Here is a 24311-nt window from a genome sequence, read left to right as displayed (position 1 = left end):
GCTCAGCCGCCCAGCAGATTCTCGCGCACGTGCATCAGGTGCTTGCGCACCAGGGCCACGGCCAGTTCCGCGTCGCGGTCCTTCAGGGCGTCGACGATCTCACGGTGTTCGCTCTGATAGGCCTCGCGGCGCTCGAGCGTCAGGCTCTTGCGTTTCAAGGCGCCCCAGGACGCGTGCGATCGAGCTACCGTCATCAAGGCGAACACCTTCTCGATGAACCGGTTGTGCGTGGCCGTGGCCATGCGTTCATGCAGCCGCGTGTCCCAGCGTTCGAATTCCTCGAAGCTGTCCGCCGCCTCGGCACGGTCGCAGGCCTCCGCGAGCAGCGCGAAATCATTGGGCGTGGCGTACTGCACGACCAGCGTAGCGATGGCCGGCTCGAGTACCAGGCGTGCGGCCATCAATTCGGCAGGACTGGTGGTCATTGCGTCGGCGCGTATGGCATGCAGCGAAGCCGGCACGCCGTCGGAAGCCGTCACATAGGTGCCGCTGCCCACGCGCTGCGCGATCAGGCCCTGCTCCTTCAGGTCGGTCAGGGCGCGCCGCACGGTGGAGCGGCTGATGCTGAACTGCTCGCACAACGCGCGCTCGGTAGGCAATCGATGGCCGGGGGGCCATGCGCCGGAGTGCAGGTTCGCCAGAATCGCCGCACGCATGGCAGAGGCCTTGTCCATGACAGTCTCGTTGAGGAAGTCCTGTCGATGGTACCAAATTAGTCCAATGGCGCGGCACTTCCTTTGTTGTCGTTTACCCGAATTTCGCTGCTTTGTGCTGGGAATCGTTCGCGGCGTGGTATATCGTCCTCAATTGGACTGTAATCAATTCAATTGGTACGTTTTGGTACTCGATCGACGGGAGCAGCAATGAGGATCGCGGTTTTCAAGGTGCAAGGCGAACGCAAGGTCGGCCTGGTGTCGGGCGACGGCGCCACTGTCACGGCATTCGACATGACGCGCGAGGCGGCCGGCAGCGGCGCGCTGGCGGTGGTCGAACAATGGGCGGCGGACGGCACGGCGCCTCCCGCCACCGGCCAGGTCTATCGGCTGGACGAGGTCGAGCACGAGGCGCCGCTGCCTGCGCAGCGGCGCAACCTGTTCTGCGTGGGCCGCAACTATCACGCGCATGCCAAAGAGCTGCGCGACTCGGTCTTCAAGGACAACGACGCCAATCCCGAGTCCTGGCCCATCGTGTTCACCAAGGTGCCCCAGACCGTGGTCGGCCCGCGCGCCGACGTGATCCTGCCGGTGGGCATTTCCGACAAGGTGGATTACGAGGCCGAACTGGCGGTGGTCATCGGCAGGGGCGGACGCAACATCTCGCGCGCCGATGCGATGAACCACGTGTTCGGCTACACAGTGGTCAACGACGTGACGGCGCGCGACGTGCAGATGCGTCATCAGCAATGGGACCTGGGCAAGTCCTTCGACACCTTCTGCCCCATGGGCCCGTGGATCGTCACCGCCGACGAACTCGAAGGCCAGCGGACGCGCGTGCGCTGCTGGGTAAACGGCGAACTGCGCCAGGACGGCAACACCGAAGACCTGATCTTCGACCTGCCCACGCTCATCGAGACCTGTTCGCGCGGCATCACGCTTTATCCCGGCGACGTCATCGCGACCGGCACCCCGGCCGGCGTGGGGCAGGGCCTGAACCCGCCGCGTTTTCTCAAGGCGGGCGACGTGGTGCGCATCGAGATCGACGGCATAGGCGGCATCGAGAACCGCTTCGTGTAGCAAGTCGCTAACCGGCCACGGCCCGCTGCAACCGATGGCGGGCCGGCCACATCGGAGGAGACATGAAAATGCGTACGCTGTGTCTAGCGGCGGCCGCCGCCGCGTTGTGCCTGGGCACTTTCCAGGCCCTGGCGGCAGGCTATCCCGAACGGCCCATCACCATGGTCGTGCCCTTTCCGCCAGGCGGCGTGGCCGACACCATCGCGCGGCCCCTGGCCCAGGCCCTGGGCGACAAACTCGGCCAGCCCGTGGTCATCGAGAATAAGGGCGGCGCCGGCGGAGCCCTCGGCATCGGGCAGGTATCCCGCGCCCAGCCCGACGGCTACACCATATTGCTCAGCCTGTCGTCCATCTCCATCCTGCCCGAGGCCGACCGGGTGCTGAACCGCAAGCCCGCCTACCAGCTGGACCAGTTCGTGCCCATCGCGCGCATCACCGCCGATCCGACCGTGCTGGTGGTGCGCGCCGACCAGCCATGGAACACCGTGCAGGACTTCGTGGCGGCGGTGAAGAAGCAGCCCGGCCGCATCAGCTACGGCAGCTCCGGCATCTACGGCACCATGCACGTGCCCATGGCGATGCTGCAGAACGCCGCCGGCATCCGCATGCTGCACGTGCCGTTCACCGGCGCGGGACCCGCCGTGCAGGCACTGCTGGGCGGGCAGGTCGACGCGCTGGCCACAGGCCCCTCTTCAGTGGCCCAACTGGTGCAGGCCGGCCGCGTGAAGGCGCTGGCGCACTGGGGGGATGCGCCGCTGGAAAGCATGCCCAGCGTGCCCACGCTGAAGTCGCAGGGCTATGACGCGACCTTCGTGCAATGGTCGGGCGTCTTCGCGCTGGCGGGCACGCCGCAGCCCGTGCTGGACAAACTGCGCCAGGCCGTGGACGAGGTGGCGAACGACGCGAAGGTCAAGGCGCTGATCGCGGGCACCGGCAGTCCGGTGCAATACCTGGATGCGCCCGCTTTCGACGCGTACTGGCGCAAGGACTCGGCCTCGCTGGCCGACGCGGTACGCAAGATCGGCAAGGTGGAATAGCGCCCCGCGGCGCGGCGCGGGGAGGCCTTCAGCCGGCCACGCGCTGCGCCAGCTCCAGCGCCACGGGATACAACGAAGCCACCAGCAACACCGCCATGGTCACGTTGAATGCGCGTATCGCCGCGGGCCGGTGCAGCCAGCGGCGCAGCGCGCTGCCGCAGAGCACCCATATGCCGATGCTGGGCAGGTTGACCGCCCAGCACACGGCCGCGGCGATCATCAGGTTGCCGAAGAATCCCGTTTGCGGCGTATAGGTCGCGATCACGCCCACCGCCATCACCCATGCCTTGGGATTGACCCACTGGAACAGCGCGGCCTGGATGAAGGTGAACGGCTTGCCGCGCACCTCGCCGTTGTCCAGCGGACCCGACGAGGCGATCTTCCACGCCAGGTAGAGCAGGTACGCCGCGCCCACGTACTTCAGCACCTCGTACAACACCGGAGCCCGCTGGAAAGCGGCGCCCAGCCCCAGCCCCACCAGCACCAGCATCAGCGAGAAACCCACGCTCACGCCCAGCATGTGAGGCAACGTGCGGCGAAAGCCGAAGGTAAGGCCCGACGAGGCCAGCATCACGTTGTTGGGACCGGGCGTGATAGACGCCACCAGCGCGAACAGCGCCAGCGGACCGAGCAGGGACAGCGAAGCCAGCGGCAGCTGGCCCAGGGTATCGAGGCCGTTCATCCTCGGGCTCCCACCAGTGCGCGCCGCCCACCCGCGATGATCGCGATGACCGCGGCGGCGAAGACAAAGGTGCTGGCTTCGACCGCTTCGCCGAAGAGGGCGGCGGCGGCCAGTACGGTCAGGAAGGGCTGCAACAACTGTACCTGTCCGACACGCGCAATGCCACCCGCGGCCAGCCCGCGATACCAGGCGAAGAAGCCCAGGAACATCGAGCCGAATGCCAGGTAGGCGAAGGCCAGCGCGGCCGCCGAACTGGGCATGGGCGAGTTGGCCGCCAGCCAGCCCACCGGCAGCACCAGCACCGGCGCGCTGATGACCAGCGCCCAGCAGATGGTGCGCCACCCGCCCAGCGTACGCGAGGCGCGAGCGCCTTCCGCGTAGCCCAAGCCGCCCAGCAGCACGGCCAGCAGCAGCCACAGGTCGCCGGGCTGCAGCGCGCCGTGCCCCTGCCGCAGCGCATAGGCGGTCACCAGCGCGGCGCCCGCCAGCGCCCACAGCCAGAAGCCGCGCGACGGACTTTCGCCGCTGCGCCACGCCGCGAAGGCGGCGGTCGAAAGCGGCAGCAGGCCGTTGAAGACCGCGCCGTGCGAGGACGGCACAGTCTGCATGGCCAGTGTCGAGGCCAGCGGCCAGCCCGCCACGATGCCGATGGCGGCCAGGATCACGCCGGGCCACTCCCGGTGGTCGGGGCGGCGGCTGCGCGTGAACGCCAGCAGCAGCGCGGCGGGGATGGCGGCGACCAGCGCACGCCCCAGCCCGATGAGCCACGGCGACAGCTCGGCCACGGCCACGCGCGTCATCGGCAGCGTCAGGCTGAACACGATGACGCCCAACAGGCCGTAGCCATAGCCCTCCCATGGAGTGGCGGCCGGCGCCCGAGCGAGCGGCAGGGTGGAAGGGCGATTCATAAGTGGATTCCAAGTTGGGCGGGGGCTTGCCCGCGGTAGCGTTTGCTGTCACTCTACGCACAGTAAGCAGTACAGTACCGGTACACCTTTCCTATTCACCATGAACACTGGCCTGGTGGAACTTCCATGACAGTTACAAGCCCGCTCCCCGCGCAGCCGGGGTGGCAGCCCGTGCGGCAGGCCGACGCCACCCTGGTGGCGCAGTTGGCCGACGACCTGGCCCGGCGCATCGACGACCAGGGCCTGCGCCCCGGCACGCGGCTGCCCTCCATCCGCAAGATGGCCGAGCAGAGCGGCGTCAGCCGCTTCACCGTGGTCGAGGCCTATGATCGCCTGGTGGCGCGCGGGCTGGTGCAGTCGCGTCGCGGCGCGGGTTTCTTCGTGCGCGCCCGCAGCGAACCGCTGGCCCCCGCCGCCGCCTCGGGCGGCCTGCAGGCCCCCGCCCGCATCGACGTGGCGTGGCTGCTGCGCAGCATGTTCCGCGATACCTCCTCATCGGGCATGCCGGGCGGCGCGGGCCTGCTGCCGCCCGACTGGCTCGATCCCGAAATGGTGGCGGGCGCGGTGCGCGCGGTGGGCCGCTCGGTGCGCGGGCACCTGGTGGCCTATGGCCATCCGCAAGGCCATGCGCCGCTGCGCCAGCAATTGGCGTCCATGCTGCAAGAGCATGGCCTGCCGGCCCATCCCGAACGCAACCTGCTGACCACCAGCGGCGTCACGCACGGACTGGATCTCGTGGCCCGGCATCTGGTCCAGCCGGGCGATACCGTACTGGTCGAGGACCCTGCCTGGTTTCTCATCTTCGGCCGGCTGGCCACGTTCGGCGCGCGCGTGATCGGCGTGCCGCGCGGCCCGCAGGGCCCGGACATCGCCTTGCTCGAGAAATACGCCGCCGAGCATCGGCCCAAGCTGTTCATCGTCAACAGCGCCGTGCACAACCCCACCGGCCATACCTTGTCCGCAGGGGCGGCCTACGACATCCTGCGGGTGGCCGAGCGCCACGACTTCATGGTGGTCGAGGACGACACCTACGGCGAACTGCATCCGGGCGGGGCCATGAAGCTGGCGCAGCTCGACCGCTTCCGCCGCGTCATCCTGGTGGGCGGTTTTTCCAAGATGCTGGCGGCCAGCCTGCGCGTGGGTTATCTCGCCGCCGACGAGCAGGTGGTGCAGCGGCTTACCGACCTCAAGATGCTGGCCGGCCTGACGTCCTGCGAACTGGGCGAGCGCGTGGTGCATCGCGTGCTGGTCGAGGGGCAGTACCGCCGTCACATCGAACGGGTGCGCGCGCGGGTGGACGATGCGCGCGAGCGTTGCCTGAAGGGCTTGCTGAAGCTGGGCCTGACCGTTCCGCACGAACCGCATGCCGGCATGTTCCTGTGGGCAGATTGCGGCCGCGATTCCGAGGCGGTGGCGCGCGCCGCCGCCGACCGCGGCATGCTGCTGGCTCCCGGCACGCTGTTCTCGCCGAGCCAGGCGCCGTCGACCATGCTGCGCTTCTCGGTCACCATGGTCGAGAGCGCACCGATGTGGCGCGAGCTGGCCGCGCTGCTGCCGCCGCGGCTCGCCGTCCAGCCTGCCTGACGCGCCTATACTTGAGATATGTCCGTTGCGGCGTGTCGCCTCGCCGCATCATCCACGAACCGCTATCCAGGAATTCCCATGGCTGCTTCCATCCGCCCCCTGAGCCCCGACTTCGCCGTGGCGCCGCAACTCGCGCCCGAGGACATGGCCGAAGTGGCCGCCGCCGGCTACAAGAGCGTCATCATCAATCGTCCCGATTACGAAGGCGGGCCCGACCAGCCCACGGCCGCGGACGTCTCGCGCGCCGCGCTGGCCGCCGGCCTGCAGGTCGAGTATCAGCCCGTGGTCAGCGGCGCCATGACCATGCAGGACGTCGCCCGCTTCGCCGAACTGCTGCGCACGCTGCCCGGCCCCGTGCTGGCCTACTGCCGCACCGGCACGCGCTGCACCAACCTGTATGCCAACGCCATCCAGCAGGGTTGACCAGCATCAAGGTTTGTCACAGGTGTGATGTCGCCTGGCAGGCTTTTCCGGTAGCATGGACACGCCTCTACCCAGACAGGAGCCAATCATGTTCAAGAAAATCCTGATCCCCACCGACGGCTCTCCGCTGTCGTCGCAGGCGGCCAATGCGGGCGTGTGCTTTGCCCGCTCCGTCGGCGCCGAGGTCGTGGCCCTGCACGTCAGCCAACCGTTCGCCGCCACCATCGGCTTCGACGGCATGGCGGCCGCGTATGCCATTACCGACGAGGACTATGAAAAGGCCGCCGCCGAGCAGTCCGACAAGTACCTGCAGCACGTGCTCGACCGCGCCGACACGGCCGGCATTACTGCTCGCAAGTGCGCCGTGTCGAACTTCAACGTCGCCGACGGCATCGTGCAGGCGGCCGCCGACAACGGCTGCGACCTGATCTTCATCGGCAGCCATGGCCGCAGCGGCCTGTCGCGCCTGCTACTGGGCAGCGTCACCGCCAAGGTGCTGTCGCTGGCGTCCACAGCGGTGCTGGTCTATCGCGTCAAGGAAGACAAGTAGTCTTCCCTCGGGCCGCCGTCCGGCGGCCCGCCGCGGCCTCGCGCCAGGCTCCCCGCCCGTCTCGACCGCCACCCTATGCCGGCCTCTCGGGCAGGCCGCGGGTCAATCACCCTTTCGTGCTATCCGCCACATCCCCGCGTGCCGGCGCGCAGGCGTAATATCGACGAGTCAACCTTAGTAGCCACAGAGGCCGCCATGACTCGCAGAACGCGTATCGAACAATATCGGAACATCGGTATCAGCGCCCACATCGACGCGGGCAAGACCACCACGACCGAGCGCATTCTTTTCTATACCGGCATCACGCACAAGATAGGCGAGGTGCACAACGGCGCGGCCGTCATGGACTGGATGGAGCAGGAGCAGGAACGCGGCATCACCATCACGTCGGCCGCCACCACGGCGTTCTGGCGCGGCATGGCGGGCGACTATCCCGAACATCGCATCAACATCATCGACACGCCCGGACACGTCGACTTCACCATCGAGGTCGAGCGCTCCATGCGCGTGCTGGACGGCGCCTGCATGGTGTACGACGCCGTCGGGGGCGTGCAGCCGCAGTCCGAGACCGTCTGGCGCCAGGCCAACAAGTATGGCGTGCCGCGCATCGCGTTCGTCAACAAGATGGACCGCGTGGGCGCCGATTTCTTCCGCGTGCAGCGCCAGATCGCCGAGCGCCTGCGCGGCGACGCCGTTCCCGTGCAGATTCCGGTGGGCGCGGAGGACGGCTTCGAAGGCGTGATCGACCTGGTGAAGATGAAGGCCATCATCTGGGACGACGCCAGCCAGGGCGTGCGCTTCGAATACCGCGACGTGCCCGCGGCGCTGCAGGAGACCGCCCGCCAGTGGCGCGAGCATCTGGTCGAGAAGGCCGCCGAGGCCGACGAGGCGATGCTGGATAAGTACCTGTCGGGCGTCGAACTTACCGAGGCCGAGATCAAGGCGGCGCTGCGCAAGCGCACCATCGCCAACGAGATCGTGCCGATGCTCTGTGGCAGCGCGTTCAAGAACAAGGGCGTGCAGGCGATGCTGGACGCGGTCATCGACTATCTGCCCTCGCCGGCGGACGTGCCCGCCATCAAGGGCCACGACGAACACGACGGCGAGCTCGAGCGCCATCCCGCCGACGCCGAGCCTTTCTCGGCGCTGGCCTTCAAGATCATGACCGACCCTTTCGTCGGCCAGCTGGTGTTCTTCCGCGTCTACTCGGGCGTGGTCAAGTCCGGCGACACCGTCTTCAACCCCATCAAGGGCAAGAAGGAACGTATCGGCCGCATCCTGCAGATGCATGCGAACGAGCGGCACGAGATCCAGGAAGTCTATGCGGGCGACATCGCCGCCGCCGTGGGCCTGAAGGACGTCACCACGGGCGACACGCTCAGCGACCCGCAGCGGGTCATCATCCTGGAACGCATGGTGTTCCCCGAGCCCGTCATCTCGCAGGCCGTCGAACCCAAGACCAAGGCCGACCAGGAGAAAATGAGCCTGGCGCTCAATCGCCTAGCGCAGGAAGATCCGTCGTTCCGGGTGCGTACCGACGAAGAGTCGGGCCAGACCATCATCTCGGGCATGGGCGAGCTGCACCTCGAGATCATCGTCGACCGCATGAAGCGGGAATTCGGCGTCGAGGCCAGCGTGGGCAAGCCGCAGGTGGCCTACCGCGAGACCATCCGCACCGTCGCCGACGACGTCGAGGGCAAGTTCGTCAAGCAATCCGGCGGCCGCGGCCAGTACGGCCATGCCGTGCTCAAGCTCGAGCCGCAGACGCCCGGCGCCGGCTTCGAATTCGTGGACGCCATCAAGGGCGGCGTCGTGCCGCGCGAGTTCATTCCCGCGGTGGAACGCGGCGTGCGCGACAGCCTCAACGCGGGCGTGCTGGCGGGCTATCCGGTGGTCGACGTCAAGGTCACGCTGGTGTTCGGTTCATACCACGACGTGGACTCGAACGAGAACGCCTTCCGCATGGCGGGCTCGATGGCGTTCAAGGAAGGCATGCGGCGCGCCAAGCCGGTACTGCTCGAGCCCATGATGCACGTCGAGGTCGAGACGCCCGAGGACTACACCGGCTCGGTCATGGGCGACCTGTCGTCGCGGCGCGGCATGGTGCAGGGCATGGAGGACATCGCGGGCGGCGGCGGCAAGCTGGTGCGCGCCGAAGTGCCGCTGGCTGAGATGTTCGGCTATTCCACTTCGCTGCGTTCGCTAACGCAGGGCCGCGCCACCTACACCATGGAGTTCAAGCACTACGCCGAGGCGCCGCGCCAGGTGGCCGAGCAGGTCATGGCGGCGCACGCGGGCCGTTAGTCGCGGGGGGCATGCGGCCGGCAATGCCCGCCGCATGTCCGCGCCGGCTACCGTTCGTCGTCCTGCACGCTGCGGCGGCGCGTTCCTGCCGCGCGCTCTTCGGCCGGGCGCACCAGTTCGCTTTTGTGGTTGCGCGACTCGATGCGCCTTTCCAAGGTATGCAGCGCGCGCAGCACGAACAGCGCAAGCAGCGTGGCGAACACCGCCGTGGTTTCGCGGCCCATGCCCGCCGTCACGCCGATGGCGGCGGTCAGCCAGATGCCGGCCGACGTGGTCAGGCCGCGGATGCGGTGCTCCTCGCCCAGCTTCAGGATGGCGCCCGCGCCCAGGAAACCCACCCCCGCCACCACGCCCTGCAGCACGCGGCTGAGGTCATTGATGTGCATGCCCGCCTGCAGCGGTCCCAGGACGAACAGCGCGGCGCCCAGCGCAACCAGCATGTGCGTGCGCAGGCCCGCCGACTTGCCGCTGAGTTCGCGTTCATAGCCCAGCAGGCCGCCCAGCAGCGCGGCCATCAGCAGCCGCACGACCATGCGGGTCGCCTCGCCGGCGTCCGGTATGTCGGAAAACTCGGTGCGCAGTGTGGTCCAGATTTCCAGCCAGATGCCTTGCATGCGAGCGCTCTCCTTGGATCCGTCGAAGGGCTATTCTGCCCCACGGCCGCGCGGGCCGGTAGCCCGGCGCCGCGCGGCAGGCATGACGGACATATCGCGGCGGGCGCCAGCGCCGCGACTCAGGCCAGAAAGTCTTCGATGGCCCGGTTGAAGGCGCGCGGGTTGCCCAGGTTCATGCCGTGCGACGAGCCCGCGATGGTCTGCCGGTCGGTGCAGGGCAGGGTGCGCTCCAGCCAGTCCAGCACCGCGGGATAGGGTTGCGGACTGAGCGCGCCGCCGATCAGCAGCGTGGGCAGCCCCAGGACCTGCAACGCGCCTTCGTCGACCGGCGCCGGCGTTTCGCGCGCCTGGCCCAGCAGCGTCGCGGCGTTGTCGCGCACCATGTCCTTGAACCACGGCACCATGCGCCGCCAGGTGTCGGGGCCCGTGACCGCGTCGATGAACAGCGCCAGGCCCTCGTCCACCGCGCCGGCCTGGATGCGTTCGAGCGCCTGGCTGCGGAAGTCGCCGCGCTGGTCCGGTTGGCCCGGCACGGGCAGGCCCGGGTCGGCCAGTGTCAGCGTGCGCACCAGGTCGGGCCGATGCAGCGCGGCTTCCAGCGCGATGCGGCCGCCGCGCGAGTGGCCCACCAGATGGGCCGGCCCGCCCGCCACGCGCTCCACGAAGTCCTGCACCTGTTCGGCGTGCTCGGCCAGCGAAAAGCCGGCGCCCATGCCGTCCCACTGTTCCGGCCAATAGCGTCGCAGTGAAAGGGCCAGCACTCGCCAGCCGCGGCCCAGCTGCGCCATCTGGGGCGTCCAGTAGCGGCAGTCGCACAGCGAGCCGTGGATCAGCACGATAGGCGTGCCGGCGCCGTGGTCGATATAGGAAACGTCGCCGCCGGGCAGGGCGGCGTTGCGCAGGGGCAGTTCGGGAGCGGTACGCATGGGGGCTGTCGGGCTAGGCAAGCGCAGATTCTACCCTCGGGGAAGAGGCGCATCGGCTGAGATACACTCGATAGCCTTGTCCCACGGCGCCGTGCGCCGGCTACGCTCGTTCAAGGCCGATCTCCCCATGTCCGCAGACCCCTCTGTCTCCTTGCCCGAATCCGCCCGACGCGTGGCGTCGCTGTTGCAGCAGCTGGGGCACGACAGGCCCGTGGTGATGCTGCCCGACACCGGCAAGACCTCCGCCGAGGCCGCCGCCGGCCTGGGCTGCCAGGTGGCCCAGATCGCCAAGTCCATCATCTTCCGCCGCGCCGCCGACGACGCGCCCGTGCTGGTGGTCGCCAGCGGCATCAACCGCGTCGACGAGGCCAAGGTGGCGGCGCAGGTCGGCGCGCTGGCCAAGGCGGATGCCAGGTTCGTGCGCGCGGCCACGGGCTACGCCATCGGAGGCGTCTGCCCCATCGGCCACGTGGTGCCCCCGGTCATGCTGCTGGACCAGGACCTGTTCCAATACGACAGCCTGTGGGCGGCAGCCGGCCATCCGCATGCCGTGTTCAATCTGACGCCGCGGCAGCTGGCTGCAATGACGGGCGCGCCCGTTGCCGACGTCGCGCTGCGCGCGTAAGGGCGCGCATGGACTACACCTGGCTCTGGATTCCCGCGACGCTGGTCGCTGCCGCCGCGCAGGCGGGCCGCAATGCCGTGCAGCGCGGCCTGACCGCCACGCTGGGCACCCTGGGGGCCACGCAGGTCCGCTTCCTGTTCGGCTTTCCGTTCGCCTTGCTGTACCTGCTGGCCATGTGCCTGCTGGCGGGCGAGGTGCCCCCCTCCATCAACGCGCCGTTCCTGGCGTTCGTGGTCGCGGGCGCGTTGCTGCAGATCGCCGCCACCGCCCTGATGCTGGCGGCCATGCGCGAACGGTCCTTCGTGGTGGTCACGGCCTGGACCAAGACCGAGCCGGTGCAGGTGGCCGTGTTCGGCTTTGCCGTGCTGGGTGATCCGCTGTCGCCCGTCGGCATGCTGGCAGTGGTGCTGGCCACGTTGGGCGTGGTGCTGATGTCCGGCCGTCCCGTGGGCGCGACGCAGGCGTCCAACTGGCGGCCCGCGCTGTTGGGGCTGTTGTCGGGCGGCGGCTTCGCGCTGTCGTCGGTGTGCTTCCGCGGCGCCATCCTCGAACTCGACGGCGGCATGTTCGCGGTGCAGGCGACCTGGACGCTGTGCTGGTCGCTGGGCATCCAGGTGTTGATTCTGCTGGGCTGGATGGCGCTGTTCGATCGCGCGCTGCTGCGCGCCTGCGCGGCGGCGTGGCGCGCCTCGATCTGGGGCGGACTGCTGGGCGCGACCGCGTCGCAGGCCTGGTTCATCGGTTTCGCGCTGACCTCGGCCGCCAACGTGCGCACGCTGGGTCTGGTCGAGGTACTGTTCGCGCAGGCGCTGTCGCACCGGCTGTTCTCGCAGGCGCCCAGCCGCCGCGAGCTGTCCGGCATCGCGCTGATCCTGGTCGGGGTAGTACTGCTGATGTTGGCGGCCGGCACCGCCTGACGGGCGCGGCGACACGGCGCCATAACGTCGCGATAAACGAAAAGCCGGCACGCGGCCGGCTTGTCCTGGGTATGGCCGGCGCCGCATGGCGGCGCGCTTGCCGTGGTGCGATATCGGGATTACTGCAGCAGCTGCAGGCGGCTCTTGGCCGTGCTGGCAGCCGGCGTGGAGGGATATTCCGACACGATGCGCTGCAGCGTGGCCTTGGCACCCGCGCGGTTGTTCAGTTCGATCTGGCTGCCCGCGATCACCAGCAGCGCATCCGGGGCCCGCGCATCGTTGGGGGCGTTCTGCACCAGCAGGTTCAACTGCTCGATGGCGCCCTTGAAGTCCTTCACCGCATAGCGGCTGCTGCCCAGGTAGAACTGCGCGGAGGGAGCCAGCGCACTGTTCGGGTACAGGGCCGTGAAGGCCGCGAAGGATTCGGCCGCTTCCTTGTACTGCGCCTTGCGGAACAGGTCGATCGCGCCGTCGTAGGCGGCCTGTTCCTGCGCGTCGGCGGCGGACACCCCGGGCGGGTTGCCGGGATGGTTGTTCTGCTGCTGGCCTGCCTTGCCCTGCTGCGTGGTGGAGGTTTGCTGCCGCGACACCAGTTCCAGCTGATTGCGCAACTGGGCGATCTCCTGCTGCAGCGACTGGATCTGGTCGGCCAACTGCAGCCGCGCCCGCATGTTCTGTTCGTTCTGCTGCTGGACCTGCTGGCGCAGGTCGAGAATGGCCCGGCGCGCTTCGTCATCGGCGAAAGCGCTGGCGGGCGCCGCCATGGCGGTCAGGGCAAGGCTCGCGGCGATGGCGAGGTAGCGCAAGGTAGGAACTCGGTCTCGCATGGAATTTCCAGGGAGTCAAAAGACAAACGTCGGGACGGTCGGCCGACCGTCCCGACGCAGAAGTGGTGGGGCACTTTAAACGTGATGGTACTGCTTAGCGCTGATAAGCGATATCGGCGCGGCGGTTTTCCGCATAGTCGGCTTCCGAGGTACCGGTAGCCTTCGGCTTTTCCTTGCCGAAGCTGATGGTCTCGATCTGGCTGTCGCTGACGCCCAGCAGGGTCATCATGCGACGGACGGCGTCGGCGCGACGCTGGCCCAGGGCGAGGTTGTACTCGGCGCCGCCGCGTTCGTCGGTGTTGCCTTCGATGCGGATGCGTTGCTGCTGGTTGGAAGCCAGGTAGCGGGCGTGGGTTTCGACCAGGCCACGATACTGGTCCGACACGGTATAGCTGTCGAAATCAAAGTAGACCGAGCGCTGTTGCGCCAGAATGCTTTGAGGGTTGAAGGGATCCAGGATCTGGCCGCCGGCGGTGCCGCCGGTCGTGCCACCCTGGCCGGTGCCAGTTCCTTGACCGGCCGTATCGTCGAGAGGGACGGAGCTGCAAGCCGCCAGAACGGCAGCCATTGCGGCAATGGTAAGGCTCTTGGCAATGCGCGACTTCATGATAGTTCCTTTGTAAAGAGAGTCACACGTGTTATCGGGTAAATGGGCCCCACGTCGGTTCACGTATTTCCCCGTTCAGGACAGACAGTGTCTGCCGCACGCGGCCATCGCTCGATACTCCAGCCAATACGCTGCGTCCACCTTGGACAGTAGCGTAAAGCACCTGCATACCATTCGGAGCGAAGCTTGGAGACTGATCGTCTTGACCATCAGTCAGCAAGTTTTCGGCGCCTGAGGACAGGTTCAACGAGGCGATACGAAACGCGCCATCTCGTCTTGCAACGTACAGCAGCGTCGATCCATCGGGGGAAATTCGGGGTGAGATGTTGTAACTACCATTTAGCGTCAGGCGGCGCGCGTCGCCGCCATCGAGGCTGGTCTGGTAAATCTGCGGACCGCCGCTGCGGTCGCTGGTGAAGATGATGGAGCGGCCGTCGGGCGTGAACACCGGTTCGGTATCGATGCCGGGCGAACGCGTGACGCGGCGCATGTTGGAGCCGCCGGCCGCACTGACCACATAGATCTGCGACAGGCCGTCGCGGGTCAGCGCCACCGCCAGTTGCGAACCATCGGGCGACCATGCCGGAGCGCTGTTGTTGCCCTTGAAGTTGGCCACGGGCGATTGGGCGCTGGTGGCGAGGTTCTGCACATACACCACCGGCTTGCCGGTATGGAAGCTGACGTAGGCAAGGCGCGAACCATCGGGCGACCAGGTCGGCGAGATGATGGGTTCGCGCGAGCGCAGGGCTACTTGCGGGTTCTGGCCGTCAGCATCTGCAACTTGCAACTCATAGGTATTACCTTGTTTCAGTACATAGGCAATGCGTGTGGAGAAAACGCCACGCACACCAGTGATCTTTTCGTAGATGCGATCGGCGATCTGGTGCGCGACGCGGCGCAGTTCCTGCTCGGTGCCCGAGAACGCCACGCCGTCCAGCTGGTTCTTCTGGATCGTGTCGGCCAGTCGATAGCGGATGTCGTAGCGTCCGTCGGCGCCGCGCGTGATGCTGCCGTAGGCCAGGAAGTCGGCGCCGCGGCCGCGCCAGTCGTCATGCGCGATGGCGCTGTCGACGTTCAGGCCGGCGCCCGACGCGTTGACCAGGCGGAACTGGCCGGTGCGGGTCAGGTCGGCGCGGATCACGTCGGCCAGCGCGCGGCCGCGCACGTCATCGACAGCGAAGTCGGCGATGGCTACCGGGTACTGCGTGGCGCCCGTGCCGGAGATGTCCACGCGCAGTTGGGCGCGGGCAGGGTGCCAGGCCAGCAGCGCGGCCAGCAGCATGATCAGCGCAAGGCCATGCTTACGCAGGATCCCTGCCAAGGGGATGCGGAAGGCGGATGTCATGGTCGGCAATCTCCTGTCAGTCATACATTCGGTATTCGATATCGATAACGGACTCGTAGGAGCCCCTGTCTGGCTTCGGGAAGGGGTTGCAACGCCGGATGCCGCTTTCGACCGCGCGGTCGAAGCCACCGATTCCGGACGAGCGCAGCAGCCTGACGCCTGTTACGTTCCCGCTGGAACTCAACTGTACCCGGTATTCAGCGGTCGGATTGGACGATCCGCTGCGGGGGGGAGTGGGGAACGACACGCCGGGCTGCACGCATGCGCGCACCTTCGCGCCATAGCCGGTATCGCGGCCGCCGCCCGCCTGGTTGCGGTCGGCCGTGCCGCTGGGCAGGCCGGCGGCGCCCATGGCGTCGTTGCGGAACGCGTCACGCAGAGCCTGGTCGGCGGCAGCCTTCTTGGCAGCCTCTTCCTTGGCCTTCTTCTCGGCGGCCGCCTTCTCTGCCGCGGCCTTTTCGGCGGCGGCCTTCTTGGCGGACTCTTCCTTGGCCTTCTTCTCGGCGGCCAGCTTCTCGGCCGCTGCCTTTTCGGCAGCAGCCTTCTCGGCGGCGGCTTTCTCGGCCGCTGCCTTTTCCGCGGCCGCCTTCTGCGCCGCGGCCTTTTCCGCCGCAGCCTTCTCCGCTGCCACCTTTTCAGCCGCCGCTTTCTCTGCCGCCGCCTTCTCGGCGGCAGCCTTTTCCGCGGCGGCCTTCTCGGCGGCCAGGCGCTGCTTCTCTTTCAGCTCGGCCTGCTTGCGCTCTTCCTCGAGGCGGGCCTTTTCCTTGGCGGCTTCGGCCGCCTGGCGCTCTTTCTCTTCCTGTTCGCGCTTCTTGCGAGCCTCTTCCAGCGCGATCTCGGGATCGGGCTGTTCAGGCGGACGCACCTCGGGCTTGGGCGGCGCCGGAGGAGGCGGGGGAGGGGGCGGCGGAGGCGGCGCGGGCTCGGGTTCGGGCTGCGGCTCGGGCGGCTTGGGCTGGGGATCCGGCGGCGGCTGCGTCGGCGTGGGAGGCGGTGCGTTGGGGCTGTCGCCCTTGGCCCACAGCTCGACCTGCACCGGTCCGGGGTTCTCGGTCGGCCAGTCCAGGCCGAGGACCAGGGCGAGTACCAGCAGCAGGTGCGCCAGGATCGCCAGGCCGAAGCCTTTGGCGTTGTCCTTCGGTGCGCCGTCCTGCGAGCCGGAGTTGCGTTGGAAGCGGGGTGGGGTCATGGGCGGGCGGGGGAACTGGGTACCAATGCAGCGCGCATCAGCGCTGGCGGACGGGCTTCTGCTGGGCGGCCGAGCCGGCCTGGTCCACCAGCAGGCCGAGTCGCGTGATGCCGCTGTTGCGCAGCTCGTCCATCACCTGCACCACGGATTCGTAGGGCACCTTGCCATCGGCCGCGATCACGACGGGCGTGTCGGCGGTGATGCGTGAGCGCACCTGCGCCACCAGTTCGGCGCGGTTGATGTCCTGCGGCGTGGCGCCCGGCTCGCGCATGCGCAGCGCGAGCTTGCCGTCGGGCCCGACCTGCACCTCGAGCGGTTTGGCCGGCACCTGCGCCGCCTGGCCCACCGAGGGCAGTTCGATCAACCCCGGAGTGATCAGCGGGGCCGTCACCATGAAGATCACCAGCAGCACCAGCATGACGTCGATGTACGGCACCACGTTGATGTCGGCTTTCATGCGGCGACCGTGGCGGCCGCCCGAGCGTACGGAAGGCATCAGCGCACCTGGCGTTGCAGAATATTCAGGAATTCATCGACGAAGCTGTCGAAACGGATCGAGAGCCGGTCGATGTCGTTGGTGAAGCGGTTGTAGGCTACCACCGCCGGAATGGCGGCGAACAGGCCGATGGCCGTGGCGATCAGCGCCTCGGCGATGCCGGGAGCCACCGAGGCCAGCGTGGCCTGCTGCATGTTGGACAGGCCGATGAACGCGTGCATGATGCCCCACACCGTGCCCAGCAGCCCGATGTAGGGGCTGACCGAACCGGCCGACGCCAGGAAGTTCAGGTGCGATTCGAGCGAGTCCATCTCGCGCTGGTAGGCCGCGCGCATGGCGCGGCGCGGGCCGTCCAGCGCCGCGTTCACGTCGGTGACCGGGCCGCCGCGGCGCGTCTTCATGAACTCGGTCATGCCGGCATCGAAGATGCGGGCCAGCGCGCCCTGTTCGTCGCGACGGCTGGCCACGGCCTGCTGCAGCACGGACAGGTCGCCGCCCGACCAGAAGTCGTCCTCGAAGCGCAGCGTCTGGCGATGCGCGCGGCGGATGGCCAGGCGCTTGGCGAAGATATAGGTCCAGGACATGATCGAGATCACCAGCAGCATCAGCATGATCAGCTGGACGGGCAGGCTGGCGTGCGAGATCAGCGAGATCAACGACATGTCGGTCGAGGGTTGCATGGATATCTATCCCTGGATGGATTTCAGTGTGTTATGGACGCTGGCGGGCAGCTCGGCTGGCCGCAACTGAGTCGTGTCTACGCAGCAGACTTGGATGCTGCCCTCGGCAAGCAGTTCCCCGTCGCGCTCGGCGCGCTGCGCGAAGTGTATCGAAGCGCGGCCAAGCCGGGTGATCCGGCTGCGGATGGTAAGCAGGTCGTCCAGCCGCGCCGGCTTGCGGTAGTTCATGTCGAGCGAATGCACGACGAACGCCCGCCCTTGCTGGCCCACCAGTTCGGATTGATTGAAGCCCAGGCTGCGCAGCCATTCGGTGCGCGCGCGCTCGAAGAACTTCAGGTAGTTCGCATAGAAGACGATTCCCGCGGCGTCCGTGTCTTCATAGTAGACGCGGACGCGCAGCAGGAATTCGTCGGCTGACGTCGGTTCGATCACGATAACGATAGGCGTACTGGCATTGCGGGCGCTGGCGTCGAGCGCCGAGGCGCGATATTACAGCGAGTCCAGCCGGGCGAGCGTCTGTTCCAACGCCGCCTCGGCGGGGATGCGGCTGGCTTCGCTGTCCCGACGAGCCTGCAATTCGACCACGCCTTCCTTCAGTCCGCGCTCTCCAACTGTTACGCGCAGCGGCACGCCGATGAGTTCCCATTCGGCGAACATCACGCCCGGCCGCGCATCGCGGTCGTCCAGGATGACGTCTACGCCGCGTGCCCGCAAGTCTTCGTACAGGCGGGTGGCCGTGTCACGGACAGTTTCACTCTTGCCCCAGCCCACCGGGCAGATCACCACCTCGAACGGGGCGATGGCGCGCGGCCAGATGATGCCGCGCTCGTCGTGGTTCTGCTCGATGGCGGCGCCCGCGATGCGCGTGATGCCGATGCCGTAGCAGCCCATCTGCAGAACGGCGGGCTTGCCGTTGTCGTCCAGGAAGGTTGCCTTCAGGGCCTCGGAATACTTGGTGCCCAGGTAGAAGACGTGGCCGACCTCGATGCCGCGCTGGATGGCCAGGGTGCCCTTGCCGTCCGGCGCCGGGTCGCCCTCGACCACGTTGCGCAGGTCCGCGACGAGTTCGGGCTCGGGCAGGTCGCGGCCCCAGTTCACGCCTTGTATGTGGAAGTCTTCACGGTTGGCGCCGCACACGAAGTCGGCCATGTTGGCGACCGTACGGTCGGCCACCACGCGAACCGGGCGGGCCGTCTTGACCGGGCCCAGGTAGCCCGGCTGGCAGCCGAAGTGCTCGACGATCTCGGCCTCGGTGGCGAAGCGGTAATCCTTCAGTCCTTCGAGCTTGCCGACCTTGATCTCGTTCATCTCGTGGTCGCCGCGCAGCAGCAGCAGCCAGATCTGCACGGGTTCGCCGTCGGCCTCGGTGGCCAGCACGATGGACTTGATGGTGCGGGCCAGCGGCAGGTTCAGCAGCTTGGCCACGTCTTCGCACTTGGCGGCGCCGGGGGTGGGCACTTCCTGCATCGGCTCGGCCGGCGCGGCGCGTTCGGCCAGCAGCGACGCCGCTTCGGCCAGCTCGATGTTGGCCGCGTACGAGGATTCGGGGTTGTAGGCGATGAGATCCTCGCCGGTGTCCGCGATCACCTGGAATTCGTGGCTGCGCGTGCCGCCGATGGAGCCGGTATCGGCCGCCACGGCGCGGAACTCGAGGCCCAGGCGCTTGAAGATGCGCAGGTAGGCGTCGAACATGATGTCGTAGCTTTTCTGCGCGCCGGCTTCGTCCCGGTCGAACGAATAGGCGTCCTTCATGGTGAACTCGCGCCCGCGCATCAGGCCGAAGCGCGGACGGCGCTCGTCGCGGAACTTGGTCTGTATGTGATAGAAGTTCACCGGCAGCTGGCGGTAGCTGTGGATCTCGTTGCGCGCGATGTCGGTGATGACTTCTTCCGACGTGGGCTGCAGCACGAAGTCGCGATCGTGGCGGTCCTTGATGCGCAGCAGCTCGGGGCCGTACTGCTGCCAGCGGCCCGATTCCTGCCACAGCTCGGCCGGCTGGACCACCGGCATCAGCAGTTCCAGCGCGCCGGCGGCGTTCATCTCTTCGCGCACGATGGCCTCGATTTTGCGGATGACGCGCAGGCCCGTGGGCATGTAGCTATAGATGCCCCCGGCCAGCTTGCGGATCATCCCGGCGCGCGTCATCAGCTGGTGGCTGACGACCTCGGCCTCGGCGGGGGCTTCTTTCAGGGTGTTCAGATGGTAGTGGGAAGCGCGCATGGATGCAGTGGGTACCAGTACGTATAATCGACCGTAATTGTATTGAATTCGGTGGGGGTGGCCCATGCTTGACCGCGAAGGCTACCGTCCCAATGTCGGCATCATTCTCGTCAACGGCAAAAACGAGGTCTTCTGGGGCAAGCGAATCCGGGAACACGCCTGGCAATTCCCGCAGGGTGGCATCAAGCACGGGGAAAGCCCGGTGCAGGCCATGTACCGCGAACTCCATGAAGAGGTGGGTCTCAAGCCCGAGCATGTGCGCATTCTGGGACGTACACGTGATTGGCTGCGTTACAATGTGCCGGACCATTTTGTCCGGCGCGAGTGGCGCGGCCACTATAAAGGACAAAAGCAGATCTGGTTCCTGCTGCGCATGGTAGGCCGCGATTGCGACGTCTGCCTGCGCGCCACGCAGCATCCGGAATTCGACGCCTGGCGCTGGAGCCAATACTGGGTGCCGCTCGATGCGGTCATCGAGTTCAAGCGCGAAGTCTACACGCAGGCGCTGAACGAGCTGTCCTCCATCCTGTTCCGGCGCCACCACGAAACCCGCTATCTACGCCAGCGCGTGCACGGCCCGCGTACTCCCGACCTTCCTTCCGCCGAAGCCGACGGCCATGCGCATATTGCTGGTTGAAGACGAGCGCGACATGGCCTCGTGGCTGGTTCGCGCTCTCACCCAAAGCGGGTTCCTGCCCGAACACGCGCCCGATGCGCGCACTGCCGAAGCCCTGATGGACAGCAACGAGTACGACATCATCGTGCTCGACCTGCGCCTTCCCGACAAGCACGGCCTGGCGCTGCTGCGCGAAATGCGCAATCGCGACGATCGCACGCCGGTGCTGCTGCTTACCGCGCAAGGCGGCCTGCAAGACCGCGTGCGCGGCCTGAACCTGGGCGCCGACGACTTTCTCACCAAGCCGTTCGCGCTCGAGGAACTCGAGGCGCGCATCACCGCGCTGGTGCGGCGCAGCCGGGGGCGGCAGCAACCGCGCCTGCAGTGCGGCTCGCTGTCCTACGATAGCGAAAGCCGCGCCTTCACGCTCGACGGCACGCTGTTGTTTCTCACGCCGCGCGAGCACGCCGCGCTGGCCGCGCTGCTCAGCCGCAGCGGCTATCCGGTCGACAAGACGCACCTGTTCGGCAAGGTGTTCACGCAGGATAGCGAGGCCAACCTCGACGCCATCGAGGTCGTGCTGCACAGGCTGCGCAAGAAGCTCGCCGGCAGCGACGTGCGCATCGTCACCGTGCGCGGCCTGGGCTACATGCTCGAAAGCGTCGCCCGCGAACCGTCCGAATCGTGAGTCTCTTCAAGGCCTGGCGGCCGTGGCTGCCCATGCCCGGCGTGCGCGCTGTGCTCATCACCCTGCTGATGCCCGGCGTCATCCTGCTGCTGGTCATCGACAGCTGGAACGACTATCGCACACTGGCCAGCATCACCAACGAGGCCTACGACTCCGCGCTGCTCGAGCCCGCGCGCGTGCTGGAAAGCAGCGTCGAGTTCGCGCCCGACGGCACGCTGCATGTGGCCACTCCGCTGTACGCGCAGGTGATGCTGGAATCGCGGGCCGGCCTGCGCAAGTACTTCCGCATCGAGGAAATCGATCCGCCCGTCGAGGGCGGCAAGGGCGGCGCGCCGCCGGGCCCCGGCCGCACGCTGGGCGGCATGCCCGAGATGCCGCGCCTGCCTTACTGGCCCAAGGGCGATGGCGAACCGCTGTTCTTCGATGCCGTCTACCGCAACGATCCGGTGCGCGCGGTGGCCGTGCTGCGCGACCTGTACTATCGTGGCCAGCACCGGCAGGTGCTGGTGGTGGTGGCCGAGAGCATCGGCAAGCGCCAGTATGCGGAAGAAAGCGCGCAGCGCCAGGAGATCCTGCGCGATGCGCGCATGCTGGCTCTGGTCGCGATCCTGGTGTGGTGGGGCGTCATCTGGGCGCTGCGTCCGCTGGTGCGGCTGCGCAACGACGTGCGCGCGCGCCGTCCGGACGACCTCACGCCGCTCGACTCGTCGCGCGTGCCCAGCGAAGTGGCGCCGCTCGTGGAAGCGGTCAACCATCACATCGCCCGCTATCGTCGCATCCTCGATGAGCAGTCGCAGTTCCTGGCGGACGCCTCGCACCAGCTGCGCACGCCGCTGGCCATCATGCTGACGCAGGCGCAGTACGCGCTGCGCGAGCCGGATCCGGTCCGCGCACAAGAGGGCTTGCGCGCCATCGTTGACCAGCTGGGCCGCACGCGCCGGCTTACCGAGCAACTGCTGTCGCTCGCCCATGCCAGCCAGGCCGAGTCCACGCCACGCCAACGGCTGGATCTCAACGACGCGGCGCGCGAGGTCGTGCTGCAGCATCTGCCCCTGGCTCACGAGCGCCAGCAGGACCTGGGATGGGTCGATGCGCGCGGCGATCACCCGGATGCTTCCGATGACGAGAACGATGCCGTGCCGGTATGGGGCAACCAGGAAGAGCTGCACGAGGCCGTGTCCAACCTCGTCCACAACGCCATCCGGTATGCGCCGGCCGGCGCCAGCATCACGGTCTCGGTGGTGCGTGACGCGGACCGCGCCGAGGTCATCGTGTCCGACAATGGCCCCGGCATCGCGCCCGCGCTGCGCAAGCGCGCCTTCGCCCGCTTCGATCGCGTGGGGGCCGATCGCTCGTCGTCCGTCAGCGGATCCGGGCTGGGCCTGTCCATCGCGCGCGCCTACGCGCGGCGCAACGACGGCGACATCGTGCTGCGCGATGGCGAGCCCAACGCGGCAGGCGGCTGCGGATTGGCCGCCGTGCTGTGGATGCCCCTGCTGAAGGACGCACCGAGCGCTCCGGAACTCGCCAATTCCTAGAGCGCATTATCCGCGCCGACGCATGGGCTGACCCCGCCCGAGCCGCCGGTCGCGGGCATGGCAGGCCGGAATGCTCAGCCGGCCTGCGACGGATCCGGGGGCGATTCGACCTGGCGATATGCCGGCGGCAGCCGCTCGGACAGGAAGTCGACCAGCGCGCGCACGGCCGGCATCATGCCGCGCCGCGACGGATAGATGCAATGCACGATGCCTTCGGGCGAACGCCAGTCGGGCAGCACCCGCACCAGCTGACCGCGGCGCATCTGTTCGCGAGTGGCTTCGGAAGGCAGCAGCGAGATGCCGCGGCCGCGCACGGCGGCCTCCGTCAGCACGATGAAGTCGTTGCAGCACAGCTGCGGACGCAGCAGTACCTCGGTTTCCTCGTTGTTCGAGTCGTACAGGGTCCAGCGCACCTCGGCCTGCGGTTCGCTGAAGCTCAGCGTGGCGTGCGCCGCCAGGTCCTGCGGCGTCTCGGGCGTGCCGTGGCGCTGCAGATAGGCCGGGCTGGCCACCAGCGTGCCGCTTGCCGTGCCCAGGCGCCGCACGACCAGCTCTGCGTCGGTGTCCAGCCGCGTACGAACCCGCAGCGCCAGGTCCACGCCCTCGCGTATCAGGTCGACGCGCCTGTTGGTGACCAGCATCTGCACCGACACCGACGGCCACGTGTCCAGGAACTCTGGCAGCAATGGCGCCAGCAGGATCTGCGCCAGCGACACGGGGCAACTGACGACCACCGGGCCCGACGGCTCTGCCTGCAGCTGCCGCATCGCGTCTTCGGCCGCGCGTGCCGAAGCCGTCATTTCCAGGCAATAGCGCAGGTAGCGTTCGCCGGCCGTGGTCAGCCGCAGCCTGCGCGTCGTACGTTGCAGCAGCCGCACGCCCAGCCGCTCTTCCAGTTGCGAGATGCGGCGCGAGAGACGCGATTTGGGTATGTCGAGGGCGCGCGCGGCGGCGCTGAACCCGCCTTGCTCCACCACCTGCGCAAAGTAATAGAGATCGTTCAGGTCTTGCATCATGACGGCTCCGCCGCACTACTGTTCTATCATTGGAACGCGACGTTCATCTTACCTGGCTTTATGCGAATAATTAAGTCCTATACAGTCTCTTCATGGCTACGGCGGACAAGATCCGCCTTCACACCCGGAGATCATTCATGAAGACCCTGTTGATCCAGTCGTCCATCCTCGGCGACCACTCGCATTCCAAGGAACTGGCCGATCATTTCGTGGCGCGGCTGCGGCAGGCCGATCCGGAAGGCGCGATCGTCGTGCGCGACCTGGGCCGGCAGCCGGTTCCGTACTTCGATGGCAATACCGTCGGCGCACTGTTCACGCCCGCCGAGGCCCGCACGCCGGAACAGCGCGATGTGGTCGCGCTCAGCGATGCGCTGGTGGCCGAGCTGATGGATGCCGACCGCATCGTGTTCGCAGTGCCCGTCTACAACTTCAATCTGCCCGCGCAGCTCAAGAGCTACCTCGATTACGTCGCCCGCGCCGGCGTCACGTTCCGGTATAGCGCCGAAGGCGTGCCTGAAGGGCTGGTGAAGGGCAAGCAGGTCTATGTATTGATCGCGCGAGGCGGCAAGGCGGAAGGCACGCCCGATGACAACGTGGCGCCGTACTTGCGCCAGATGCTGGGCTTCCTGGGCATGTCCGCCACGTTCGTGGCCGCCGAGGGTATGGCGATGGGCGAACAGCTGGCCGCGCAAGGCGTGGCGCTGGCCAAGCAGCGCATCGATGCGCTGGACCTGGCCGGCGAGGCGATCGAAGCCTGAACGAGGCGGCCGTGATGCAGGCAGGGAC

26 protein-coding genes are annotated in these 24311 nt (G+C 67.7%); 12 read left to right on the top strand and 14 right to left on the bottom strand.

Going from position 1 to position 24311, the window contains the following annotated elements; translation table 11 throughout:
- Positions 1-2: 2 nt before the first annotated feature.
- Positions 3-674 (bottom strand): FadR/GntR family transcriptional regulator, encoded by a 672-nt coding sequence (locus CAL15_RS20295; protein WP_086080138.1) that lies wholly within the window; start codon positions 672-674, stop codon positions 3-5.
- 189 nt (positions 675-863) lie between these two features.
- On the opposite strand from CAL15_RS20295, the gene CAL15_RS20290 reads away from it, so the two are divergent.
- Both CAL15_RS20290 and CAL15_RS20285 read left to right on the top strand, forming a co-directional pair.
- A complete protein-coding gene (locus CAL15_RS20290; RefSeq protein WP_086080137.1) occupies positions 864-1733 on the top strand; it encodes a fumarylacetoacetate hydrolase family protein in 870 nt (289 codons plus the stop codon).
- 62 nt (positions 1734-1795) lie between these two features.
- Positions 1796-2770 carry a tripartite tricarboxylate transporter substrate binding protein gene (locus CAL15_RS20285; RefSeq protein ID WP_086080136.1) on the top strand — a complete coding sequence of 325 codons (975 nt, stop codon included), beginning with the start codon at positions 1796-1798 and terminating at the stop codon, positions 2768-2770.
- A 28-nt stretch (positions 2771-2798) separates the two neighbouring features.
- Here CAL15_RS20285 and CAL15_RS20280 read toward each other — a convergent pair whose 3' ends face one another.
- Positions 2799-3452, bottom strand: a complete 654-nt coding sequence (locus tag CAL15_RS20280; protein WP_086080135.1) for a LysE family translocator — start codon at positions 3450-3452, stop codon at positions 2799-2801.
- Positions 3449-4360, bottom strand: coding sequence for a DMT family transporter (locus CAL15_RS20275; RefSeq protein ID WP_086080134.1), 912 nt, complete (start codon positions 4358-4360; stop codon positions 3449-3451). Before CAL15_RS20275 ends, CAL15_RS20280 begins: the two co-directional genes overlap by 4 nt.
- 171 nt (positions 4361-4531) lie before the next feature.
- Here CAL15_RS20275 and CAL15_RS20270 point away from each other — a divergent pair, with 171 nt between their 5' ends.
- The 4 genes from CAL15_RS20270 (at position 4532) to fusA (ending at position 9221) form a co-directional block, all read left to right on the top strand.
- Positions 4532-5944, top strand: coding sequence for an aminotransferase-like domain-containing protein (locus tag CAL15_RS20270; protein ID WP_086080133.1), 1413 nt, complete (start codon positions 4532-4534; stop codon positions 5942-5944).
- Positions 5945-6022: 78 nt separating this feature from the next.
- Positions 6023-6367: a TIGR01244 family sulfur transferase gene (locus CAL15_RS20265; RefSeq protein WP_086080132.1), complete on the top strand. Its 345-nt coding sequence runs from the start codon at positions 6023-6025 to the stop codon at positions 6365-6367.
- Between the two features lie 88 nt (positions 6368-6455).
- Entirely contained in the window at positions 6456-6917 is a 462-nt protein-coding gene (locus CAL15_RS20260) for a universal stress protein (protein ID WP_086080131.1), read from the top strand.
- 195 nt (positions 6918-7112) lie between these two features.
- Positions 7113-9221 carry an elongation factor G gene (gene fusA / locus CAL15_RS20255; RefSeq protein WP_086080130.1) on the top strand — a complete coding sequence of 703 codons (2109 nt, stop codon included), beginning with the start codon at positions 7113-7115 and terminating at the stop codon, positions 9219-9221.
- Positions 9222-9268: 47 nt separating this feature from the next.
- Here the strand turns inward: fusA and CAL15_RS20250 are convergent, their stop codons facing one another.
- Positions 9269-9835, bottom strand: coding sequence for an MgtC/SapB family protein (locus tag CAL15_RS20250; protein WP_086080129.1), 567 nt, complete (start codon positions 9833-9835; stop codon positions 9269-9271).
- 119 nt (positions 9836-9954) lie between these two features.
- Positions 9955-10761: an alpha/beta fold hydrolase gene (locus CAL15_RS20245; protein WP_086080128.1), complete on the bottom strand. Its 807-nt coding sequence runs from the start codon at positions 10759-10761 to the stop codon at positions 9955-9957.
- A gap of 127 nt (positions 10762-10888) precedes the next feature.
- Between CAL15_RS20245 and CAL15_RS20240 the strand changes: the two genes are divergently transcribed.
- Both CAL15_RS20240 and CAL15_RS20235 read left to right on the top strand, forming a co-directional pair.
- Positions 10889-11386, top strand: coding sequence for a YbaK/EbsC family protein (locus CAL15_RS20240; protein ID WP_086080127.1), 498 nt, complete (start codon positions 10889-10891; stop codon positions 11384-11386).
- 8 nt (positions 11387-11394) lie between these two features.
- Positions 11395-12303 carry a DMT family transporter gene (locus CAL15_RS20235; protein ID WP_086080126.1) on the top strand — a complete coding sequence of 303 codons (909 nt, stop codon included), beginning with the start codon at positions 11395-11397 and terminating at the stop codon, positions 12301-12303.
- 119 nt (positions 12304-12422) lie between these two features.
- On the opposite strand, the gene ybgF is transcribed toward CAL15_RS20235, so the two are convergent.
- From ybgF to CAL15_RS20195, 8 genes are all read right to left on the bottom strand, one after another.
- A complete protein-coding gene (gene ybgF, locus CAL15_RS20230; RefSeq protein ID WP_086080125.1) occupies positions 12423-13130 on the bottom strand; it encodes a tol-pal system protein YbgF in 708 nt (235 codons plus the stop codon).
- A gap of 94 nt (positions 13131-13224) precedes the next feature.
- Positions 13225-13737 carry a peptidoglycan-associated lipoprotein Pal gene (gene pal / locus CAL15_RS20225; RefSeq protein ID WP_086080124.1) on the bottom strand — a complete coding sequence of 171 codons (513 nt, stop codon included), beginning with the start codon at positions 13735-13737 and terminating at the stop codon, positions 13225-13227.
- Positions 13738-13768: 31 nt separating this feature from the next.
- Complete coding sequence (gene tolB, locus CAL15_RS20220; protein ID WP_086080123.1) at positions 13769-15082, bottom strand: Tol-Pal system beta propeller repeat protein TolB; 1314 nt, start codon at positions 15080-15082, stop codon at positions 13769-13771.
- A 16-nt stretch (positions 15083-15098) separates the two neighbouring features.
- Complete coding sequence (gene tolA / locus CAL15_RS20215) at positions 15099-16271, bottom strand: cell envelope integrity protein TolA (RefSeq protein ID WP_086080122.1); 1173 nt, start codon at positions 16269-16271, stop codon at positions 15099-15101.
- Between the two features lie 37 nt (positions 16272-16308).
- Positions 16309-16767: a protein TolR gene (gene tolR / locus CAL15_RS20210; RefSeq protein WP_086080121.1), complete on the bottom strand. Its 459-nt coding sequence runs from the start codon at positions 16765-16767 to the stop codon at positions 16309-16311.
- Positions 16767-17447 (bottom strand): protein TolQ, encoded by a 681-nt coding sequence (gene tolQ, locus CAL15_RS20205; RefSeq protein WP_086080120.1) that lies wholly within the window; start codon positions 17445-17447, stop codon positions 16767-16769. The genes tolR and tolQ overlap by 1 nt, the downstream gene beginning before the upstream one ends.
- Before the next feature lie 6 nt (positions 17448-17453).
- Positions 17454-17879 carry a tol-pal system-associated acyl-CoA thioesterase gene (gene ybgC / locus CAL15_RS20200; protein WP_086080119.1) on the bottom strand — a complete coding sequence of 142 codons (426 nt, stop codon included), beginning with the start codon at positions 17877-17879 and terminating at the stop codon, positions 17454-17456.
- A gap of 57 nt (positions 17880-17936) precedes the next feature.
- Positions 17937-19667 carry a proline--tRNA ligase gene (locus tag CAL15_RS20195; RefSeq protein WP_086080118.1) on the bottom strand — a complete coding sequence of 577 codons (1731 nt, stop codon included), beginning with the start codon at positions 19665-19667 and terminating at the stop codon, positions 17937-17939.
- Between the two features lie 64 nt (positions 19668-19731).
- Between CAL15_RS20195 and CAL15_RS20190 the strand changes: the two genes are divergently transcribed.
- From CAL15_RS20190 to CAL15_RS20180, 3 genes are read left to right on the top strand one after another with little or no spacing between them, the layout of a single operon-like run.
- The gene (locus CAL15_RS20190; RefSeq protein ID WP_086080117.1) at positions 19732-20304 is read left to right on the top strand and encodes an RNA pyrophosphohydrolase; all 573 of its coding nucleotides are present in this window, start codon (positions 19732-19734) and stop codon (positions 20302-20304) included.
- Positions 20285-20971, top strand: a complete 687-nt coding sequence (locus CAL15_RS20185) for a response regulator (protein WP_086080116.1) — start codon at positions 20285-20287, stop codon at positions 20969-20971. Before CAL15_RS20190 ends, CAL15_RS20185 begins: the two co-directional genes overlap by 20 nt.
- Before the next feature lie 32 nt (positions 20972-21003).
- Positions 21004-22509, top strand: coding sequence for a sensor histidine kinase (locus CAL15_RS20180; RefSeq protein WP_086081211.1), 1506 nt, complete (start codon positions 21004-21006; stop codon positions 22507-22509).
- A gap of 74 nt (positions 22510-22583) precedes the next feature.
- Here the strand turns inward: CAL15_RS20180 and CAL15_RS20175 are convergent, their stop codons facing one another.
- Entirely contained in the window at positions 22584-23522 is a 939-nt protein-coding gene (locus CAL15_RS20175; RefSeq protein WP_086081210.1) for a LysR family transcriptional regulator, read from the bottom strand.
- Between the two features lie 140 nt (positions 23523-23662).
- Here CAL15_RS20175 and CAL15_RS20170 point away from each other — a divergent pair, with 140 nt between their 5' ends.
- Positions 23663-24283: an FMN-dependent NADH-azoreductase gene (locus CAL15_RS20170; protein WP_086080115.1), complete on the top strand. Its 621-nt coding sequence runs from the start codon at positions 23663-23665 to the stop codon at positions 24281-24283.
- Positions 24284-24311: the final 28 nt, after the last annotated feature.

The organism is Bordetella genomosp. 13, from assembly GCF_002119665.1.
Classification (GTDB): Bacteria; Pseudomonadota; Gammaproteobacteria; order Burkholderiales; family Burkholderiaceae_B; genus Bordetella.
The sequence above is the reverse complement of the archived record's forward strand: the minus strand, read 5'-3'. Positions and strand labels throughout refer to the sequence as shown.

Coding starts and splice junctions, on each gene's coding strand:
- CAL15_RS20295 (WP_086080138.1), bottom strand. CDS start 674: ATGGACAAGGCCTCTGCCATGCGTGCGGCGATTCTGGCGAACCTGCAC.
- CAL15_RS20290 (WP_086080137.1), top strand. CDS start 864: ATGAGGATCGCGGTTTTCAAGGTGCAAGGCGAACGCAAGGTCGGCCTG.
- CAL15_RS20285 (WP_086080136.1), top strand. CDS start 1,796: ATGAAAATGCGTACGCTGTGTCTAGCGGCGGCCGCCGCCGCGTTGTGC.
- CAL15_RS20280 (WP_086080135.1), bottom strand. CDS start 3,452: ATGAACGGCCTCGATACCCTGGGCCAGCTGCCGCTGGCTTCGCTGTCC.
- CAL15_RS20275 (WP_086080134.1), bottom strand. CDS start 4,360: ATGAATCGCCCTTCCACCCTGCCGCTCGCTCGGGCGCCGGCCGCCACT.
- CAL15_RS20265 (WP_086080132.1), top strand. CDS start 6,023: ATGGCTGCTTCCATCCGCCCCCTGAGCCCCGACTTCGCCGTGGCGCCG.
- CAL15_RS20260 (WP_086080131.1), top strand. CDS start 6,456: ATGTTCAAGAAAATCCTGATCCCCACCGACGGCTCTCCGCTGTCGTCG.
- fusA (WP_086080130.1), top strand. CDS start 7,113: ATGACTCGCAGAACGCGTATCGAACAATATCGGAACATCGGTATCAGC.
- CAL15_RS20250 (WP_086080129.1), bottom strand. CDS start 9,835: ATGCAAGGCATCTGGCTGGAAATCTGGACCACACTGCGCACCGAGTTT.
- CAL15_RS20245 (WP_086080128.1), bottom strand. CDS start 10,761: ATGCGTACCGCTCCCGAACTGCCCCTGCGCAACGCCGCCCTGCCCGGC.
- CAL15_RS20240 (WP_086080127.1), top strand. CDS start 10,889: ATGTCCGCAGACCCCTCTGTCTCCTTGCCCGAATCCGCCCGACGCGTG.
- CAL15_RS20235 (WP_086080126.1), top strand. CDS start 11,395: ATGGACTACACCTGGCTCTGGATTCCCGCGACGCTGGTCGCTGCCGCC.
- ybgF (WP_086080125.1), bottom strand. CDS start 13,130: ATGCGAGACCGAGTTCCTACCTTGCGCTACCTCGCCATCGCCGCGAGC.
- pal (WP_086080124.1), bottom strand. CDS start 13,737: ATGAAGTCGCGCATTGCCAAGAGCCTTACCATTGCCGCAATGGCTGCC.
- tolB (WP_086080123.1), bottom strand. CDS start 15,082: ATGACATCCGCCTTCCGCATCCCCTTGGCAGGGATCCTGCGTAAGCAT.
- tolA (WP_086080122.1), bottom strand. CDS start 16,271: ATGACCCCACCCCGCTTCCAACGCAACTCCGGCTCGCAGGACGGCGCA.
- tolR (WP_086080121.1), bottom strand. CDS start 16,767: ATGCCTTCCGTACGCTCGGGCGGCCGCCACGGTCGCCGCATGAAAGCC.
- tolQ (WP_086080120.1), bottom strand. CDS start 17,447: ATGCAACCCTCGACCGACATGTCGTTGATCTCGCTGATCTCGCACGCC.
- CAL15_RS20195 (WP_086080118.1), bottom strand. CDS start 19,667: ATGCGCGCTTCCCACTACCATCTGAACACCCTGAAAGAAGCCCCCGCC.
- CAL15_RS20190 (WP_086080117.1), top strand. CDS start 19,732: ATGCTTGACCGCGAAGGCTACCGTCCCAATGTCGGCATCATTCTCGTC.
- CAL15_RS20185 (WP_086080116.1), top strand. CDS start 20,285: ATGCGCATATTGCTGGTTGAAGACGAGCGCGACATGGCCTCGTGGCTG.
- CAL15_RS20180 (WP_086081211.1), top strand. CDS start 21,004: ATGCCCGGCGTGCGCGCTGTGCTCATCACCCTGCTGATGCCCGGCGTC.
- CAL15_RS20175 (WP_086081210.1), bottom strand. CDS start 23,522: ATGCAAGACCTGAACGATCTCTATTACTTTGCGCAGGTGGTGGAGCAA.
- CAL15_RS20170 (WP_086080115.1), top strand. CDS start 23,663: ATGAAGACCCTGTTGATCCAGTCGTCCATCCTCGGCGACCACTCGCAT.